The organism is Pseudomonas glycinis, from assembly GCF_054871425.1.
Map to the genome: position 1 here is coordinate 503194 of NZ_JBTYHF010000001.1, position 15354 is coordinate 518547.

Consider the following 15354-nt stretch of genomic DNA (forward strand, 5'->3'; position numbering starts at 1 on the left):
TAAGACCTTAGCGGAACCCCAAGCCGTGAACAAAAACCTGCGCTTCAGCCATAAGATTTTGCTTGCCGCCGCTCTCATCGTCATTGCCGCTTTCGCCTCGTTCACGTTGTACAACGACTGGCTGCAACGCAATGCGATCCGCGATGATCTGAACAACTACCTCAACGAAATGGGCGAGGTCACCGCCGGCAACATCCAGACCTGGCTCAGCGGGCGCATCCTGCTGATCGAGAACGCCGCGCAGAACATCGCCATCAACCCGGAACCTGCCACGGTCGCCAGCCTGCTGGAACAGAAAAGCCTGACCTCGACGTTCATGGCCACCTATCTGGGCGATGCCACCGGGCATTTCACCATCCGCCCGGACGTGAAGATGCCGGACGGTTTCGATCCGCGCGTACGCCCTTGGTATAAAGGTGCCGAAAGCAGCAGCACCTCGACCCTGACCGAACCCTACATCGATGCGGCCACCGGCCAGTTGATCATCTCCATCGCCACCGCGTCGAAAAAGGCCGGGCAGAGCGTCGGCGTGGTCGGCGGCGATCTGAGCCTGCAATCGCTGGTCGACACCCTCGCCGCACGGGATTTCGACGGCATGGGCTACGTATTCCTGGTCAGCGCTGACGGCAAGATCCTCGTCCACCCGGACAAGGCCTTGGTGATGAAGTCACTGAAAGAAGCCTACCCGCAGGACACGCCGCGCATCAGCAGCGATTTCAGCGAAGTGAGCGTCGACGGCAAAACCCGCATCGTCACCTTCGCCCCGATCAAAGGCCTGCCGTCGGTGAACTGGTACATCGGCCTGTCGATCGACAAGGATCAGGCCTACTCGATGCTCAGCGAATTCCGTACCTCAGCGGTAATCGCAACCATTATTGCGGTAGCAATCATCATCGCCCTGCTCGGCATGCTGATCCGCCTGCTGATCCAGCCGCTGCACGTGATGACCCGCGCCATGGAAGACATCGCCGACGGCGAAGGCGACCTGACCAAACGCCTGAACATCGTCAATAACGATGAATTCGGCATCCTCGGCACCGCGTTCAACCGCTTCGTCGAGCGTATTCACGGTTCGATCCGCGAAGTGTCCTCGGCCACCGGCCAGGTCAACGAGGTCGCCTTGCGCGTGGTCGCAGCGTCAAACTCGTCGATGTACAACTCTGACCAGCAAGCTTCGCGCACCAGCAGTGTTGCCGCCGCGATCAATCAACTCGGCGCCGCCGCCCAGGAAATTGCCCGCAACGCCGCCCAAGCGTCGAATCAGGCCAGCGACGCCCGGGGTCTGGCCGAAGATGGCCAGCAGGTGGTCGAGCGCAGCATCAAAGCGATGAACCAACTGTCGAGCATGCTCAGCGCGTCCAGCACCAACATCGAGTCGCTGAACAGCAAGACCGTCAACATCGGCCAGATTCTCGAAGTGATCACCAGCATTTCCCAACAGACCAACCTGTTGGCGCTGAACGCGGCGATCGAAGCGGCGCGCGCCGGTGAGGCCGGTCGTGGTTTCGCCGTGGTGGCCGACGAAGTGCGCAACCTCGCGCACCGCACTCAGGAATCGGCACAGCAGGTGCAGACCATGATCGAGGAGCTGCAAGTCGGCGCCCGGGAATCGGTGAGCACCATGAGCGACAGCCAGCGCCACAGCCAGGACAGCGTCGAGATCGCCAACCTCGCCGGCGAACGCCTGAACAGCGTGACCCTGCGCATTGGCGAGATCGACGGGATGAACCAGTCGGTGGCGACGGCGACCGAGGAGCAGACTGCGGTGGTTGAGTCGATCAACGTCGATATCACCGAGATCAACACGCTGAACCAGGAGGGTGTAGAGAACCTGCAAGCGACCTTGCGCGCGTGCTCGGATCTGGAGCAGCAGGCTTCGCGTCTCAAGCAACTGGTGGGCAGCTTCAGGATTTAAGCTGCGGCGACTGGCCACTTCGCGAGCAGGCTCGCTCCCACAGGGAAAATGCATTCCATTGTGGGAGCGAGCCTGCTCGCGAATATCTACCTTTCAACGAAACCCGACTGACACCCCACCGCGCAATCCCGACCGAACATCTATTCTGGATAAAGGTCAATCAAGGGAGAACGACACAGCGGAGGGTTGCTCACCGTGCATATCGCCGACATCACCATGTTCTACGCCCCGGCCAGCGGAGGCGTGCGGACTTATCTGGATGCCAAACACCGTCGCCTTGGCGAGCGCAACGCCATTCGCCACAGCCTGCTGATCCCCGGCGCGAGACTGGGTGAACATGACGGCATTTACACGGTTCCAGCGCCTGCCCTGCCCTTCGGCAAAGGTTATCGCTTCCCCCTGCGCCTGGCGCCATGGCGAAACGTCCTGCAGGAATTGCAGCCGGATCTGATCGAAGTCGGCGATCCCTACCTCACCGCATGGGCGGCGCTGGATGCGCGGCGGCAGCTGGATGTGCCGGTGATCGGCTTTTATCACTCGGATCTGCCGCTGCTGGCGGGCAATCGCATGGGCCATTGGGTCACACCGAATGTCGAGGCTTATGTCACGCGTCTCTACGGCAATTTCGACCGCGTTCTCGCGCCGAGCCAGGTCATGGCCGACAAGCTCATCGGGCTTGGCGTGCGCAATGTCCATGTGCAACCGCTGGGCGTGGATCTGCACACTTTCCATCCCGACGCCCGCGACCCCGGCCTGCGTGCCGAGCTGGGAATCGCTGAAGACACCCGCCTGCTGATCTTTGCCGGGCGCGGTTCCAAGGAAAAAAACCTGCCGGTGCTGCTCAAGTGCATGCAACGCCTCGGTCCGCGCTACCACTTGTTGTTGGTAGGCTCGTCGATGCCCGCAGCGGTGCCGGACAACGTCAGCGTCATCGACGAATTCTGCCCGGCGCCGAAAGTTGCGCGGCTGATGGCCAGCGCCGATGCGCTGCTGCATGCCGGCGACCAGGAAACCTTCGGACTGGTCATCCTTGAGGCCATGGCCTGCGGCATTCCCGTGGTGGCGGTGGCGGCCGGGGCGTTTGAAGAGATCGTCAACGATTCCTGCGGTCTGCTCTGCGCGCCGAACAATCCCCAGGCCATGGCCAACGCCGTGCGTGAGCTCTTCAGTCGCGGCTGCGATCGACTCGGCCGCCAGGCGCGCCAACATGTTGAACGGTATTACGCTTGGGACACCGTGGTCGACAGTCTGCTCAGCCACTATCACGCCGTGCTCGGCCATACGCTGCCACGGGTGGCCAATGGTTGAAGAAATGAAAGCTGTTTGCCTGGTGTTGCATGATGTGGCGCCCTCGACGTGGGCGGATTACCAGCCCTTCGTCGAGGCCGTCGATGCCTTGGGTGATGTGCCGATGACGTGGCTGGTGGTGCCGGACTTCCATCGCCACGATGCGCTAGACGCCAACCCTGCGTTTCGCCAAGAGCTCGATGCCAGGGTCGCCCGAGGCGATGAACTGGCGCTGCATGGGTACTACCACGACGATCAGGAACCCATGCCGAACAACCCGCGCGACTGGTTCATGCGCCGGGTCTACACCCACGAAGGCGAGTTCTATCGCCTGTCCCGCGAAGCAGCCCTTGACCGCCTGCACGCAGGTCTGGACATGTTTCAGCGCTACGACTGGCCGGTGCAGGGTTTCGTCGCCCCGGCCTGGCTGATGAGCGACGGCACGCGCCAGGCCTTGCGCGAATTGCCGCTCAGCTACACCAGCGATCCGCAGCACCTTTATCGCTTGCCCGACTTCAGCTCCATCGATGCACCGGGGCTGGTGTGGAGTGCGCGCAGTGCTTGGCGGCGCGGCTTGTCGAAAATCCTCAGCGAGCAGCGTGAACAGCGCTGGCGCGAGGCACCGGTGATTCGCCTGGGGCTGCATCCGGTGGACATGCGTCACCGCTTTTCTCGCGATTACTGGTTGCACACGTTGCAGCGGCTGCTGGCGGAAGGACGCATGCCGCTGACCAAAATCGACTGGCTGGCCCGACAGCGCGGACAACTGGAACGCGCAGCATGAAGCGCAGTCTGTTGTTGCTGATCGGCCTGCTGGCGGCGGTACTGATTCCGGTACTGCTCGGCGGCGGCGAGACCTGGTCGCGCCTGCGCAGTTTTCCGCTGCACTGGCTGTTGATCATGTTCGGCATGATTCTGCTCTGCTGGGGCATCAATACGTTGCGCCTGCGTTTGTTGCTCGGCGACCAGCGTGAAAAGGTCGCGCCATTGAAAAGCCTCGGCGTGGTGATGGCGGCCGAGTTCGCGTACTGCGCCACGCCGGGTGGCAGCGGCGGGCCGCTGACGATCATGGCTCTGCTCGCCCGTTGCGGCGTGCGTCCGGCGCGGGGCAGCGCGGTGTTTGCCATGGATCAGCTCAGCGATCTGCTGTTCTTTCTCTGCGCCCTGAGCGGGATTCTGATTTACGCGCTGTTCCAGCACCTGAGCGATCGTCTCGAGTGGCTGCTGACCGTCAGCGCCGTTTCGCTGTTTGGCGGTTTGTTCAGTTGCGTGTTGATCGCGCGTTATCACCGAGCGTTGATTCGCCTGAGCGGGCGGCTGTTGGCGGGGATGAACATTACGGCACGCACTCGCCGTCGCTGGGCGCGCAAGTTGCTGCACTTTCTCGCGGCATTTACCGATACCTTGAAACTGCCCTGGCAAACGCTGGTTCAGGTTTTTGCTCTGACCTGCGTGCACTGGCTGCTGCGCTACAGCGTGCTGTATCTGGCCTTGCGCGGGCTCGGCGCGGATTTGCAGTGGGCATGGAGTTTTCTGGTGCAGATGCTCTCGCTCGGCGCCGGCCAGTTCAGCCTGCTACCCGGCGGCGCGGGAGCCGCAGAATTGACCTCGGCCGCGCTGCTCGCACCCATGGTGGGCAAGTCCACCGCAGCGGCGGCGATCCTGATCTGGCGCGTGGTGACGTATTACTTCTATCTGCTGGTGGGCGGGCCGGTGTTCGTGTTGATGCTGGGCAAGCCGTTGCTGAAGAAGTTGATGAACGTCAGGCAGGCTTCTTAGGTTCGTCCTGCTCTTGTTGGAGCTGCTCCCAAAGCTCGGCGGCACCGGGGAATTCGGTGCCGTCGTCCGGGCTCATGTCATCCGGGTCGTAACGACTCAGGCAACCTTCACCAAGGGTGGCGGGCGCTTTTGAAGTGGCTTTGTCCAGTGGATCGCTCATGGCTTTTCCTCGGGCTCAAATGACAAGGGCCTGAGCGATTCAACGCCCAGGCCCCTGGTTTTTTCAAGCGTGTCGTGCTCGATCAGAACACAACCGTCTTGTTGCCGTGCACCAGCACGCGGTCTTCCAGGTGATAACGCAGACCACGGGCCAGCACCATCTTCTCGACGTCACGGCCGAAACGCACCATGTCTTCGATGCTGTCGCTGTGGCTGACACGCACCACGTCCTGCTCGATGATCGGGCCGGCGTCCAGCTCTTCAGTGACATAGTGGCAGGTCGCGCCGATCAGTTTCACACCACGCAGGGACGCCTGGTGATACGGCTTGGCGCCGACGAACGAAGGCAGGAAGCTGTGGTGGATGTTGATGACTTTGTGCGCGTATTCGCGGCACATGTCCGGCGGCAGGATCTGCATGTAGCGCGCCAGCACCACCACTTCGGCATCGTGTTGCTTGACCAGGCGCGACACTTCGTCGAACGCCGGCTGCTTGTCCTGTGGATTGACCGGTACATGGTAGTACGGGATGCCGTGCCACTCGACCATGCTGCGCAGGTCGTCGTGGTTGGAGATCACGCAGGCGATTTCGCAATCCAGTTCATCGCTGTGCCAGCGGTGCAGCAGGTCGGCCAGGCAGTGGGATTCGCGGCTGGCCATCAGCACCACGCGTTTTTTCTGCTCGGTGTCGGTGATGCGCCAGTCCATCGAGAACTCTTCGGCGATCGGCGCGAACTTCTCGCGCAACTCTTCAATACCGAACGGCAGGGAATCGGCACGGATTTCGTGACGCATGAAGAACCAGCCCACTTGATTGTCAGAGTGGTGGCTCGCTTCGGTGATCCAGCCGTTATGAGAGGCCAGAAAATTACTGACTTTGGCAACGATGCCAACGCGGTCCGGGCAAGAGATCACCAGCCGAAAAGTGCGCATGAGGGGGAAACTCCAGAACTTCACAAAGGCCGCCATTCTAGCGACTGCGCAGGAAAACTGCAGTACGCATACGCGCCGGGTGGGACAAAGCATGGCGAAACGGCTTTCTGACGCAGGTCTTACGTCAAGACCGTGACGCTTTAGTGGGGCTTTTGTCAGACAACTGTAAATATCTGTGCTGACTGCATCACATTATTTAACTGAACATTCAAAGCGCGGCTAATTCCTGTAACTCATTTAAATAAAAAGCCGATCTAAATGTTTACTTGATGAAACAGCCTGACTATTATTGCGGCACTGTCCCCTGTCATTCAGCATTCTACAAAAGGTAGTACTCATGTCCTTGATCAACGAATATCGCGCCACCGAAGAAGCCATCAAAGAGCTGCAAGCCCGTCTGAAGAACCTGTCCGAAGACGACAAACTGCAAGCCGAACTGGAATTCGAAGGCAAACTGCGCACGCTGATGGGTGAATACTCCAAGTCGCTGCGTGACATCATCGCGCTGCTGGATCCAGAAGCCAAATCCAAGGCGCCACGTGGCGGCGCAGTAAAAACTACCGGCACCAAGCGTGCACGCAAAGTTAAGCAATACAAAAACCCGCACAACGGTGAAGTCATCGAAACCAAAGGTGGCAACCACAAGACTCTGAAAGAGTGGAAAGCCAAGTGGGGCGGCGACGTGGTTGAAGGCTGGGCGACCCTGCTGGGCTAAGCCGCAACGCCTTCGCAGAGCGATCCGCGAACAAAAGAACGCCAGCCAGCGCTGGCGTTTTTTTATGCCCGTAATTTATTGTCCGGGCATGTTCGATTTCACAGATTCAAACGTTTGCGTAATGCCTGGACATAATTCTGCCAGTCATTGAGCACCTCTCGCTGCATCGGTGACGCACTAAGCGACCATTGCTCGGCGGCCTCGATAAATGACTGCACGGTATTCGGCGCACCTGCCTCGGGTTGCGTCAGGCGCTGCTGACAGAATAATTTCCAGCGCTCTTGCTCGGCCACATCCAGGGTGCCCGGAAAGTTGCGTGCTCGATATCGAAAAAGTAATTCTGGCAAACGTTCATCATCGAAAGGCCACTGCTCTTGCGCCAATTGCGCAGGGTCGGCCGTTCGAACTTGTTCGCATAAACGACGATCACGATCACCGATAAATCCATCGTACAACTGCTGCTCGGGATCTTCGCTGGGAGTGAAATCTTCGCTGGCATAAATCGCCGCGACTTTATCTTTCCAGACTTGTTGTGCGTCAGTTAGTCGCACTGTCCGCTCCTGATAAAGCGCCATGTCCAGCCCAAGGCGCTGCTGGTCTTGTGCGCGCAATACCGCCAGCGGCGCTACAACCGGGCAACGATTGATATGAATAAGCTTGAGCGGTACCGGTAACTCACCTTCGGCCAACTCATCGCGACGGGTATAAAGACGCTGACGCAAGGCTTGCGCATCGAGGTCCAGCAACCCCTGCGGATCAAGATGCAGATCACAGACGATCAGGGCGTTGCGATTCTTCGGGTGCCAGGCCAGCGGCAGCACCACGCCGACATAACTGCGCGCCGCCGAGAAACGCCCGGACACATGCACCAGTGGCTGCAACAGGCGGATCTGATCCGTCACCTTCTGTTTGCTGCGCAACTGGAACAGCCACTCGTAGAGCTTGGGTTGTTTCTCGCGAATCAGCCGCGCCAGTGCGATGGTGGCGCGCACATCCGACAGCGCCTCGTGGGCATGACCGTGATCGATATTGTTGGCCGCCGTGAGGCGTTCGAGCTTGAGGGTCACGCGGCCTTCATCATCGGTCGGCCAGACCAGACCGTCCGGGCGCAATGCGTAAGCGGCGCGCACCACATCAATCAGATCCCAGCGACTGTTGCCACCCTGCCATTCACGGGCGTAGGGGTCGAAGAAATTGCGATACAGGCTGTAGCGGGTCATCTCATCGTCGAAACGCAAGGTGTTGTAACCGGCGCCACAGGTGCCCGGTGCGGCCAGTTGCGCATGCACGCGAGTCATGAAATCGGCTTCGCTCAAGCCTTTTTCAGCGAGCTGACCGGGGGTGATGCCGGTGATCGCGCACGCCGCCGGGTGCGGCAGGATGTCTTCGCTGGGCTGGCAATAGAGGTTGACTGGCTCGTCGATCTCGTTGAGCGCATGGTCGGTGCGAATCCCGGCCACCTGCAGCGGTCGGTCGTTGCGCGGATTGATGCCAGTGGTTTCGTAGTCGTACCAGAAGATTGAAGTCACGGGCGAATCCTGAACAGAAGATCGGCGAAGTCTAGGCGCTCAGCCGACTCCGGAGCCAGTCTCCTGTCCTCCGAACAGCATTTTTTCCAATTTCCTACAGCTTAAAGGTACTCGAACTGTGGGAACGAGCTTGCTCGCGAAGGGTCCAGCACATTCAACATTGAGGCTGCCTGTCACTGCGCCTTCGCGAGCAAGCTCGCTCCCACAAGGGCCAGTATTGTCCGCCTACGGAGTGGTTACACGCTGTGCAATACATAGTGATGTCGTTTCCCCCCGAGAGGCTGCTAGCATCAGGCGCACTTGCACCCCGAACAGGCGAACATCAGGTAGCCCATGCTCGAGCCCACAGCACCGCGAAGGAAAGCACCGCTGGATACGCGCCATCAGGTCGAAACGCCGGAAGGCATCGATCTGCCGTTGCGTCCCGCTGGGCTGATGGTGCGCGCCGTGGCGTTTGCCATCGATCTGGGCATTCGCGGCTTGATCCTCGGCGTGCTGTTCATCGCGCTGGCATTTCTCGGCAAGCTCGGCATGGGCCTCGGTTCCTTGCTGCTGTTTGCCATCAGCTGGTGGTACATGGTGTTGTTCGAGGTGCTGCGTCAGGGCCGCTCGCCGGGTAAGCAATGGCTGGGTTTGCGCGTGGTACACGATGACGGCACGCCGATCGGCTGGTCGGCCTCGCTATTGCGCAACCTGCTGCGCTTTGTCGATCTACTGCCCTTCGGCTATTTCCTCGGTGCGCTCAGTTGCCTGCAACACCCGACCTTCAAACGCCTCGGCGACATTACCGCCGGCACGTTGGTGGTTTACAGCGAACGGCCGCTGAGCCGCCCGCAATTGCCTGATGCCGAACCTCGTCGCTGCCCCGTTCCGCTGACCTTGAGCGAACAACGCGCGGTACTCGGTTTCGCCGAGCGTCAGGCCGAACTCTCTCCCGCACGGGTCAACGAGCTGGCGGCATTGCTGGCGCAGCCGCTGCACATCTCTGCGCCCAAGGCCGTGTCTGAACTCAACGGCATCGCGCGCGGTTTGTTGGGGCCGACCCCATGAAGCAGAGCCTGTTCGAAAGTCGCCACAAGGCCGAATGGGAGCGCTTCGCCGTGGCGCTCGAACGCCTCGAACACGGCAAGGAGACAGCGCAAGTCAGCGATTTTCCCAAGGCCTATCGGCGTCTCTGCCAACATCTGGCTCTGGCCCAGGCGCGTGGCTACAGCAGTTTTCTGATCGATTCATTACAGCAGCAAGTGCTGCGCGGCCATCAACAGCTCTATCGGCATCGCAGTCGCCTCGGGGCGCTCATCATCAGCTTTATCCTCGCCGACTTCCCAAGACTGGTGCGCGAACAGTGGCGCTTTGTTGCGGCCGCCAGCCTGTTGTTCTTCGGCAGCCTGATCGGTTTCGGCGTGCTGGTTTATCTGAACCCGGAACTGATCTACAACCTGATCCCGGCCGAACAGGTGCGCGAGATGCAGGGCATGTACGACCCCGTTGCCGGCCACCTCGGACGCTCGGCCGAACGGGCGGCCAGCGAAGACTGGGTGATGTTCGGCTATTACGTCATGCACAACACGGGCATCGCCTTTCAGACATTCGCCAGCGGTTTGTTGATGGGTGTGGGCAGCGGATTCTTTCTGCTATACAACGGCATGATCATCGGCGCGGTGGCCGGGCATCTCAGCGAGATCGGTTTCGGCCAGACCTTCTGGTCGTTCGTGATCGGCCACGGTGCGTTCGAACTGAGCGCCATCGCCCTCGCCGGAGCGGCGGGCCTGAAGCTGGGCTGGGCGCTGATCGCCCCCGGACGCCTGACATGTGGCGAGGCGCTGCGTCTGGCCGCGCGCAAAAGTGTGTTGCTGGTGTGTGGGGCGATGCTGTTCCTGTTGATCGCAGCCTTTATCGAGGCTTATTGGTCGTCGAAAACCAGCGTAACGCCGCTGACCAAATACGCCGTCGGCGCCGCGCTGTGGCTGGCCGTCGCGGTGTATCTGCTGTTTGCCGGAAGGACCCGCCATGCGCCTGAGTGACGCCAGCGTGGTGATCCGCCCGCGCACGACCTGGGAAGCCATGGACCTGGGCGTGTTGATGAGCCAGCAGCATCGGCGGTTGTTGATGACCAGTTGGGCGATCGTCACCCTGCCGCTGTTCGCCCTGCTCAGCCTGTTGCTGTGGGATTCGCCATCGCTGGCGGTGTTCATTTTCTGGTGGCTGAAACCGGCCTACGAACGCCTGCCGCTGTACATCCTCTCCAAAGCGCTGTTCGGTGAAACCCCGACGCTCAAGCAAGCCTTGCGTGAATGGCCGCGCCTGCTCAGGCCGCAACTGTTGGCGAGTCTGACCTGGCGCCGGCTGAGCCTGAGTCGCAGCTTTGTGCTGCCCGTAACGCAACTCGAAGGGCTCGACGGCGAGGCAAGACAACAACGTCTGCAGGTGCTGCTGCAACGCAACGGCGGCGCCGCGCAATGGTTGACGATTATTGGCGTGCATCTGGAAACCGCGCTGTGGATCGGCTTGATGCTGCTGTTCTACATGCTCTTGCCGCAGCAGATCGAAACCGACTGGGACTGGCAATCGCTTTTGCTAGCCGCCGATCAGGATTGGCGCTGGCTGGAGCACCTGACCAACGTTTTTTACGCGCTGATCCTGGTGGCCTGGGGACCGGTGTATGTCGCCTGCGGTTTCAGCCTGTACCTGAACCGCCGCACACAACTGGAAGCCTGGGACATCGAGCTGGTCTTCCGCCGTTTGCGCCAGCGCTTGAACAACGGCGTGCTCGGCGTGTTGCTGGCGGCGTGTCTGCTGCTGCCGAACCTGCAACCGGTGTGGGCCAGCGATGCGCCGGATGCTCCACGGTTGCTCAATCAGCCGCTGACCAGTCAGGCCTCGCGCGACAGCATTCAGTCGCTGCTCGAACAACCGCCGTTCAAGAACAAGGAGAGCGTCACCCGTTATCGCTTTGGCGACGACCCGGCAAGTCCGACCAAAGACGCGCAAGCGGGTGAGGCACCGCAGTGGCTGAAAACCCTTCTCGGTTGGCTCGATGGTCGACACCTTGATGCCTTGGCGAACGTGATTGAGGTGCTGTTGTGGGGCGCGCTGATTGCCGCGCTGGGCTGGCTGGCCTGGCGTTATCGCGAATTCCTCGGGGCTTTCGTCAGCCGCCGCCCGAACCTGCCAGCGCGCAGCAAACCGCCGGCGTCGCCACAAGTCTTCGGCCTCGATCTGAACCGTGAAACCCTGCCGGATGACATTGCCAGCAGCGCCGAACAATTGTGGCTGAGCGAACCTCGCGCCGCGCTGGGCCTGCTCTATCGCGGCCTGCTCAGCCGTCTGTTGCATGATTTCCACCTGACGCTGAAAGCCGCCGACACCGAGAGCCAGATCCTCAAACGCATTGAGCAATTGCAACGCCCTGACCTGCTCGCCTACAGCCGCAACCTCACTGTTCACTGGCAGAACATGGCCTACGGGCACCGACTTCCAGCTGCGCACCTGCAAGCAGAGCTGTGCAACGGCTGGCGTGAATTGTTCGGCAAAGGTGCCGGGCATTGAACCGGCGCATCGGCTGGTCTTTGGCTGCGCTGGCGCTTTTGCTGCTTGGCGGCTTGAGTCTGTTCCTCTACCTCAAAGCCCGTCCTTATCAGGAAGTCATCGATCACGGCCCCTCGCCAGCCGCGCAAGCCAATCCTTATCTGGCGGCAGAAATGTTCCTGCGCGAGCGCGGCCTCGCGGTCAATCACGCCGAGACCCTGGCGGTACTGCCGCAGATCGATCCGCACAGCCACACCTTGTTGTTGTTCGGCGAGCGCGCGCGGATGACGCCGCGTGAAGTCGATCAGGTGTTGAACTGGACTCGCGCCGGAGGACGTCTGGTGTTCGTCGCCGAATCGTTGTGGGATGCGCAAACCGGGCAAAGCAATGATCTGCTGCTCGACAAGGTGCAACTGCACCAATCGCTGAGCAAGGACTTGAAAGATCCTCCCGAGGAAGTGGAAAAGGACCGCTTCCCGAAACTGACCAAACTGTACCTGGAAGACGAAGACGCGCCGGCCTACGCCGGTTTCGACACCGACTTCCACCTCGACGACCCGAATAATGTCGCGCAAGCCTGGGCCAACAGCGCCAAAGCCACGCACATGATGCAACGGGTGTACGGCCTCGGCACGATCACCGTGGTCACCGATGCCGAACTGTGGAAAACCGGCGCTATCGGCAAATACGATAACGCCTGGCTGCTCTGGTATCTGAGCGCCGACACCGACGTCACGCTGATTTACGACACGACGCACGATGGTTTGTGGACCTTGCTCTGGCGCTACTTCCCGCAGGCCATAGTCGCCCTGCTCGGCTTGATCGGCCTGTGGTTGTGGCAGGCCGGCGTGCGTCACGGCCCGGTGCAAATGCCGGCGCCAGCGGGTCGGCGCCAACTGCTGGAGCATCTGCGTGCCAGTGCCGACTTCCTGCTGCGCCACAACGGCCAGCAGGCGCTGCTGCAAGCCTTGCAGCAAGACATCCTGCGCCGCGCCCGCCGCCGCCATCCCGGTTTCGATCAATTGAATGTGGCCGAGCAATGGCTGGCGTTATCGCGCCTGACTCGGCAACCCACCCGCGCCATCAGCCAGGCCCTGAGCCCACGACCGAAGCAGCGTTTGTCCAGCGCCGACTTCAGCCGGCAGGTCGCTCATCTGCAAACCTTGAGGAACGCGTTATGACTGAACAGATCGAGCCCGGCAGCGCGACGCACGCCGCCCAGCAGCGCCAGCGTGCCAGCCAGTTGGCGCAGGCAGTGCGCAACGAATTGAACAAGGCGCTGATCGGCCAGGATGCGGTGGTCGACGATGTCCTGACCGCGCTGATTGCCGGCGGCCATGTGCTGCTCGAAGGTGTGCCCGGCCTGGGCAAGACCTTGCTGGTGCGTGCACTGGCGCGATGCTTCGGCGGCGAGTTCGCGCGCATCCAGTTCACCCCGGATCTGATGCCCAGCGATGTCACCGGCCATGCCGTCTACGACTTGCAGACCGAGCAGTTCAAGCTGCGCAAAGGCCCGCTGTTCACCAACCTGCTGCTGGCGGACGAGATCAACCGCGCCCCGGCAAAAACCCAGGCGGCATTGCTTGAAGCCATGCAGGAACGCCAGGTGACACTCGAAGGTCGCGCCCTGCCCATCGCGCAACCGTTCATGGTTTTGGCGACACAGAACCCGATCGAACAGGAAGGCACCTATCCGCTGCCGGAAGCCGAGCTCGACCGCTTCATGCTCAAGGTGCGCATGGATTACCCCGACGCCGATCAGGAGCTGAACATGGTCCGTCAGGTCTGTCGTTCGACCCGCGCCGACATGCTCGATGTGCAACCGCTACGCACAGTGTTGCAAGCCAAAGACGTGCAGGCGTTGCAGCGTATTGCCAGCGATCTGCCGCTGGATGATCAGGTGCTCGATTACGCCGTGCGCCTGGCGCGCAGCACGCGCAGCTGGCCGGGCCTGACCCTCGGCGCCGGACCACGCGCCTCGATTGCACTGGTGCGTTGCGCCCGTGCCCGCGCCTTGTTGCGCGGCGGCGAGTTCGTGATTCCGGATGACATCAAAGGCTGCGCACTCGCTGTGCTGCGCCATCGCGTGCGCATCGCACCGGAGCTGGACATCGAAGGCCTGCAGGTCGATCAGGTGCTCGCGCAATTGCTCGATCAAGTGCCGGCGCCGCGCCTGTGAAACCCTCGCGTTTGCTGCTGATCTGGCTGGCGCTGCTGCTGGGCGTCAGCATCGTGCTTGGCGCCTTTCAGGCACTTGGCAGAGAGCTCCCGTCGAGCCTGATTTCGATCAACTGGGGGTTGCTCCTGGCGCTGTTGGCCTTGGCGGTTATCGACGCCGTACGCCTCAGACGCCTGCCCTCGCCGCGCATCAAACGGCAGATGCCCGGCAACCTGGCGCTCGGGCGCTGGGGAGAGGTAAAGCTGGAGGTCGCCCATGAGTTTGCCGAGCCACTGCAGATCAATGTCTTCGACCACGTACCCGACGGCCTCGCGTTTGAATATCTGCCAACAGTTGTCGAGCTTCAACCCGGCCATGTCAGCCAGCTCACCTACCGTCTGCGACCTCTCGAACGCGGGCATTTCTGCTTCGAACAGTGCGAAGTCAACCTGCCCAGCCCCTTGGGATTATGGTCCGGCAAACGCCTGCTCAGCGTCCGCGACGAGACCCGAGTCTACCCGGACTTCGCCCGGCTTTACGGCGGTGAGTTGCGCGCCGTCGACAACTGGCTCAGCCAGCTCGGCATACGTCAGCGACAACGTCGCGGTCAGGGTCAGGAGTTCCATCAGTTGCGCGAATTTCGCGAAGGCGACAGCCTGCGCCAGATCGACTGGAAAGCCACCGCCCGCCAGCGCACACCGATTGCCCGCGAGTACGAAGACGAACGCGATCAACAGATCATCTTCCTGCTCGATTGCGGCCGGCAGATGCGCAGTCACGATGGTGAGCTGTCGCACTTCGATCACGCGCTCAATGCCTGCCTGCTGCTCAGTTATGTGGCGTTGCGCCAAGGGGATGCGGTGGGCATGAGTACCTTCGCCGGTGATAAGCCGTGCCATGTCGCGCCAGTCAAAGGCAGCGGCCAACTGAACGTCCTGCTCAACGCTGTTTATGACCTTGGGAGCACCCAGTTCCCTGCTGATTACCAGGCCGCCGCCAGCCAGTTACTGGCCCGACAAAAACGCCGGGCACTGGTAGTGCTGGTGACCAATCTGCGCGATGACGATGATCAAGTGCTGGGCGCGGTCAGACGGTTGAGCGCGCAACATCGGGTGCTGGTGGCGAGCCTGCGTGAACAGGCGTTGGATACATTGCGCCAGAGCACGGTACAAACGTTGCCGGAGGCACTCGCCTACTGCGGCACCATCGATTTTCTCAATGACCGCTCGCAACTCCATGAGCGGCTGACTGCCCATGGCGTTGCAGTGATGGATGTTCGGCCCGCCGAGCTGGGGGCCGGACTGGTGACAAGCTACATGAGCTGGAAAAAGACCGCTGCGATCTGACAGATT

The 15354-nt window shown here is 61.2% G+C and carries 14 protein-coding genes and 1 pseudogene; 12 read left to right on the top strand and 3 right to left on the bottom strand.

Annotated elements, in window-relative coordinates:
• Positions 1-25: 25 nt before the first annotated feature.
• From ACYSTU_RS02300 to gpgF, 5 genes and pseudogenes are all read left to right on the top strand, one after another.
• Positions 26-1057: pseudogene (locus ACYSTU_RS02300) on the top strand (HAMP domain-containing protein); the annotation flags it as partial.
• A 93-nt stretch (positions 1058-1150) separates the two neighbouring features.
• Positions 1151-1915: a methyl-accepting chemotaxis protein gene (locus ACYSTU_RS02305; protein WP_425375757.1), complete on the top strand. Its 765-nt coding sequence runs from the start codon at positions 1151-1153 to the stop codon at positions 1913-1915.
• Positions 1916-2110: 195 nt separating this feature from the next.
• Complete coding sequence (gene gpgS / locus ACYSTU_RS02310; protein WP_130927198.1) at positions 2111-3223, top strand: N-acetylglucosaminyl phosphatidylglycerol synthase; 1113 nt, start codon at positions 2111-2113, stop codon at positions 3221-3223.
• Positions 3216-3986 carry an N-acetylglucosaminyl phosphatidylglycerol deacetylase gene (gene gpgD, locus ACYSTU_RS02315; protein ID WP_498995626.1) on the top strand — a complete coding sequence of 257 codons (771 nt, stop codon included), beginning with the start codon at positions 3216-3218 and terminating at the stop codon, positions 3984-3986. Before gpgS ends, gpgD begins: the two co-directional genes overlap by 8 nt.
• Entirely contained in the window at positions 3983-4981 is a 999-nt protein-coding gene (gene gpgF, locus ACYSTU_RS02320; protein WP_024014104.1) for a glucosaminyl phosphatidylglycerol flippase, read from the top strand. Before gpgD ends, gpgF begins: the two co-directional genes overlap by 4 nt.
• Here the strand turns inward: gpgF and ACYSTU_RS02325 are convergent.
• Together ACYSTU_RS02325 and purU are read right to left on the bottom strand one after the other, a co-directional pair.
• Positions 4965-5141, bottom strand: a complete 177-nt coding sequence (locus ACYSTU_RS02325; protein WP_016773478.1) for a hypothetical protein — start codon at positions 5139-5141, stop codon at positions 4965-4967. The two genes, gpgF and ACYSTU_RS02325, sit on opposite strands and share 17 nt — an antisense overlap.
• Before the next feature lie 82 nt (positions 5142-5223).
• Positions 5224-6072: a formyltetrahydrofolate deformylase gene (purU, locus tag ACYSTU_RS02330; RefSeq protein WP_041479808.1), complete on the bottom strand. Its 849-nt coding sequence runs from the start codon at positions 6070-6072 to the stop codon at positions 5224-5226.
• A gap of 337 nt (positions 6073-6409) precedes the next feature.
• On the opposite strand from purU, the gene mvaT reads away from it, so the two are divergent.
• On the top strand, positions 6410-6787 hold the full coding sequence (mvaT, locus tag ACYSTU_RS02335) for a histone-like nucleoid-structuring protein MvaT (protein ID WP_016773476.1): 378 nt from the start codon (positions 6410-6412) through the stop codon (positions 6785-6787).
• A 98-nt stretch (positions 6788-6885) separates the two neighbouring features.
• Here mvaT and sbcB read toward each other — a convergent pair whose 3' ends face one another.
• Complete coding sequence (gene sbcB, locus ACYSTU_RS02340) at positions 6886-8316, bottom strand: exodeoxyribonuclease I (RefSeq protein ID WP_498995633.1); 1431 nt, start codon at positions 8314-8316, stop codon at positions 6886-6888.
• A gap of 333 nt (positions 8317-8649) precedes the next feature.
• Here sbcB and ACYSTU_RS02345 point away from each other — a divergent pair, with 333 nt between their 5' ends.
• From ACYSTU_RS02345 to ACYSTU_RS02370, 6 genes are read left to right on the top strand one after another with little or no spacing between them, the layout of a single operon-like run.
• Positions 8650-9366, top strand: a complete 717-nt coding sequence (locus tag ACYSTU_RS02345; protein WP_498995635.1) for an RDD family protein — start codon at positions 8650-8652, stop codon at positions 9364-9366.
• Positions 9363-10340: a stage II sporulation protein M gene (locus ACYSTU_RS02350; protein WP_281895996.1), complete on the top strand. Its 978-nt coding sequence runs from the start codon at positions 9363-9365 to the stop codon at positions 10338-10340. Before ACYSTU_RS02345 ends, ACYSTU_RS02350 begins: the two co-directional genes overlap by 4 nt.
• Positions 10327-11865, top strand: coding sequence for a DUF4129 domain-containing protein (locus tag ACYSTU_RS02355; protein WP_498995640.1), 1539 nt, complete (start codon positions 10327-10329; stop codon positions 11863-11865). Before ACYSTU_RS02350 ends, ACYSTU_RS02355 begins: the two co-directional genes overlap by 14 nt.
• A complete protein-coding gene (locus ACYSTU_RS02360; RefSeq protein WP_498995643.1) occupies positions 11862-13025 on the top strand; it encodes a DUF4350 domain-containing protein in 1164 nt (387 codons plus the stop codon). The genes ACYSTU_RS02355 and ACYSTU_RS02360 overlap by 4 nt, the downstream gene beginning before the upstream one ends.
• Complete coding sequence (locus ACYSTU_RS02365; RefSeq protein ID WP_217878739.1) at positions 13022-14023, top strand: AAA family ATPase; 1002 nt, start codon at positions 13022-13024, stop codon at positions 14021-14023. The genes ACYSTU_RS02360 and ACYSTU_RS02365 overlap by 4 nt, the downstream gene beginning before the upstream one ends.
• Positions 14020-15348 carry a DUF58 domain-containing protein gene (locus ACYSTU_RS02370; RefSeq protein WP_217878740.1) on the top strand — a complete coding sequence of 443 codons (1329 nt, stop codon included), beginning with the start codon at positions 14020-14022 and terminating at the stop codon, positions 15346-15348. The genes ACYSTU_RS02365 and ACYSTU_RS02370 overlap by 4 nt, the downstream gene beginning before the upstream one ends.
• Positions 15349-15354 lie beyond the last annotated feature (6 nt).

What these genes read in the sequence shown, in the direction of transcription:
- ACYSTU_RS02355 (WP_498995640.1), top strand. Translation starts at nt 10,327, where the DNA reads ATGCGCCTGAGTGACGCCAGCGTGGTGATCCGCCCGCGCACGACCTGG.
- ACYSTU_RS02305 (WP_425375757.1), top strand. Translation starts at nt 1,151, where the DNA reads ATGTACAACTCTGACCAGCAAGCTTCGCGCACCAGCAGTGTTGCCGCC.
- ACYSTU_RS02345 (WP_498995635.1), top strand. Translation starts at nt 8,650, where the DNA reads ATGCTCGAGCCCACAGCACCGCGAAGGAAAGCACCGCTGGATACGCGC.
- gpgD (WP_498995626.1), top strand. Translation starts at nt 3,216, where the DNA reads ATGGTTGAAGAAATGAAAGCTGTTTGCCTGGTGTTGCATGATGTGGCG.
- ACYSTU_RS02350 (WP_281895996.1), top strand. Translation starts at nt 9,363, where the DNA reads ATGAAGCAGAGCCTGTTCGAAAGTCGCCACAAGGCCGAATGGGAGCGC.
- mvaT (WP_016773476.1), top strand. Translation starts at nt 6,410, where the DNA reads ATGTCCTTGATCAACGAATATCGCGCCACCGAAGAAGCCATCAAAGAG.
- ACYSTU_RS02365 (WP_217878739.1), top strand. Translation starts at nt 13,022, where the DNA reads ATGACTGAACAGATCGAGCCCGGCAGCGCGACGCACGCCGCCCAGCAG.
- gpgF (WP_024014104.1), top strand. Translation starts at nt 3,983, where the DNA reads ATGAAGCGCAGTCTGTTGTTGCTGATCGGCCTGCTGGCGGCGGTACTG.
- ACYSTU_RS02325 (WP_016773478.1), bottom strand. Translation starts at nt 5,141, where the DNA reads ATGAGCGATCCACTGGACAAAGCCACTTCAAAAGCGCCCGCCACCCTT.
- purU (WP_041479808.1), bottom strand. Translation starts at nt 6,072, where the DNA reads ATGCGCACTTTTCGGCTGGTGATCTCTTGCCCGGACCGCGTTGGCATC.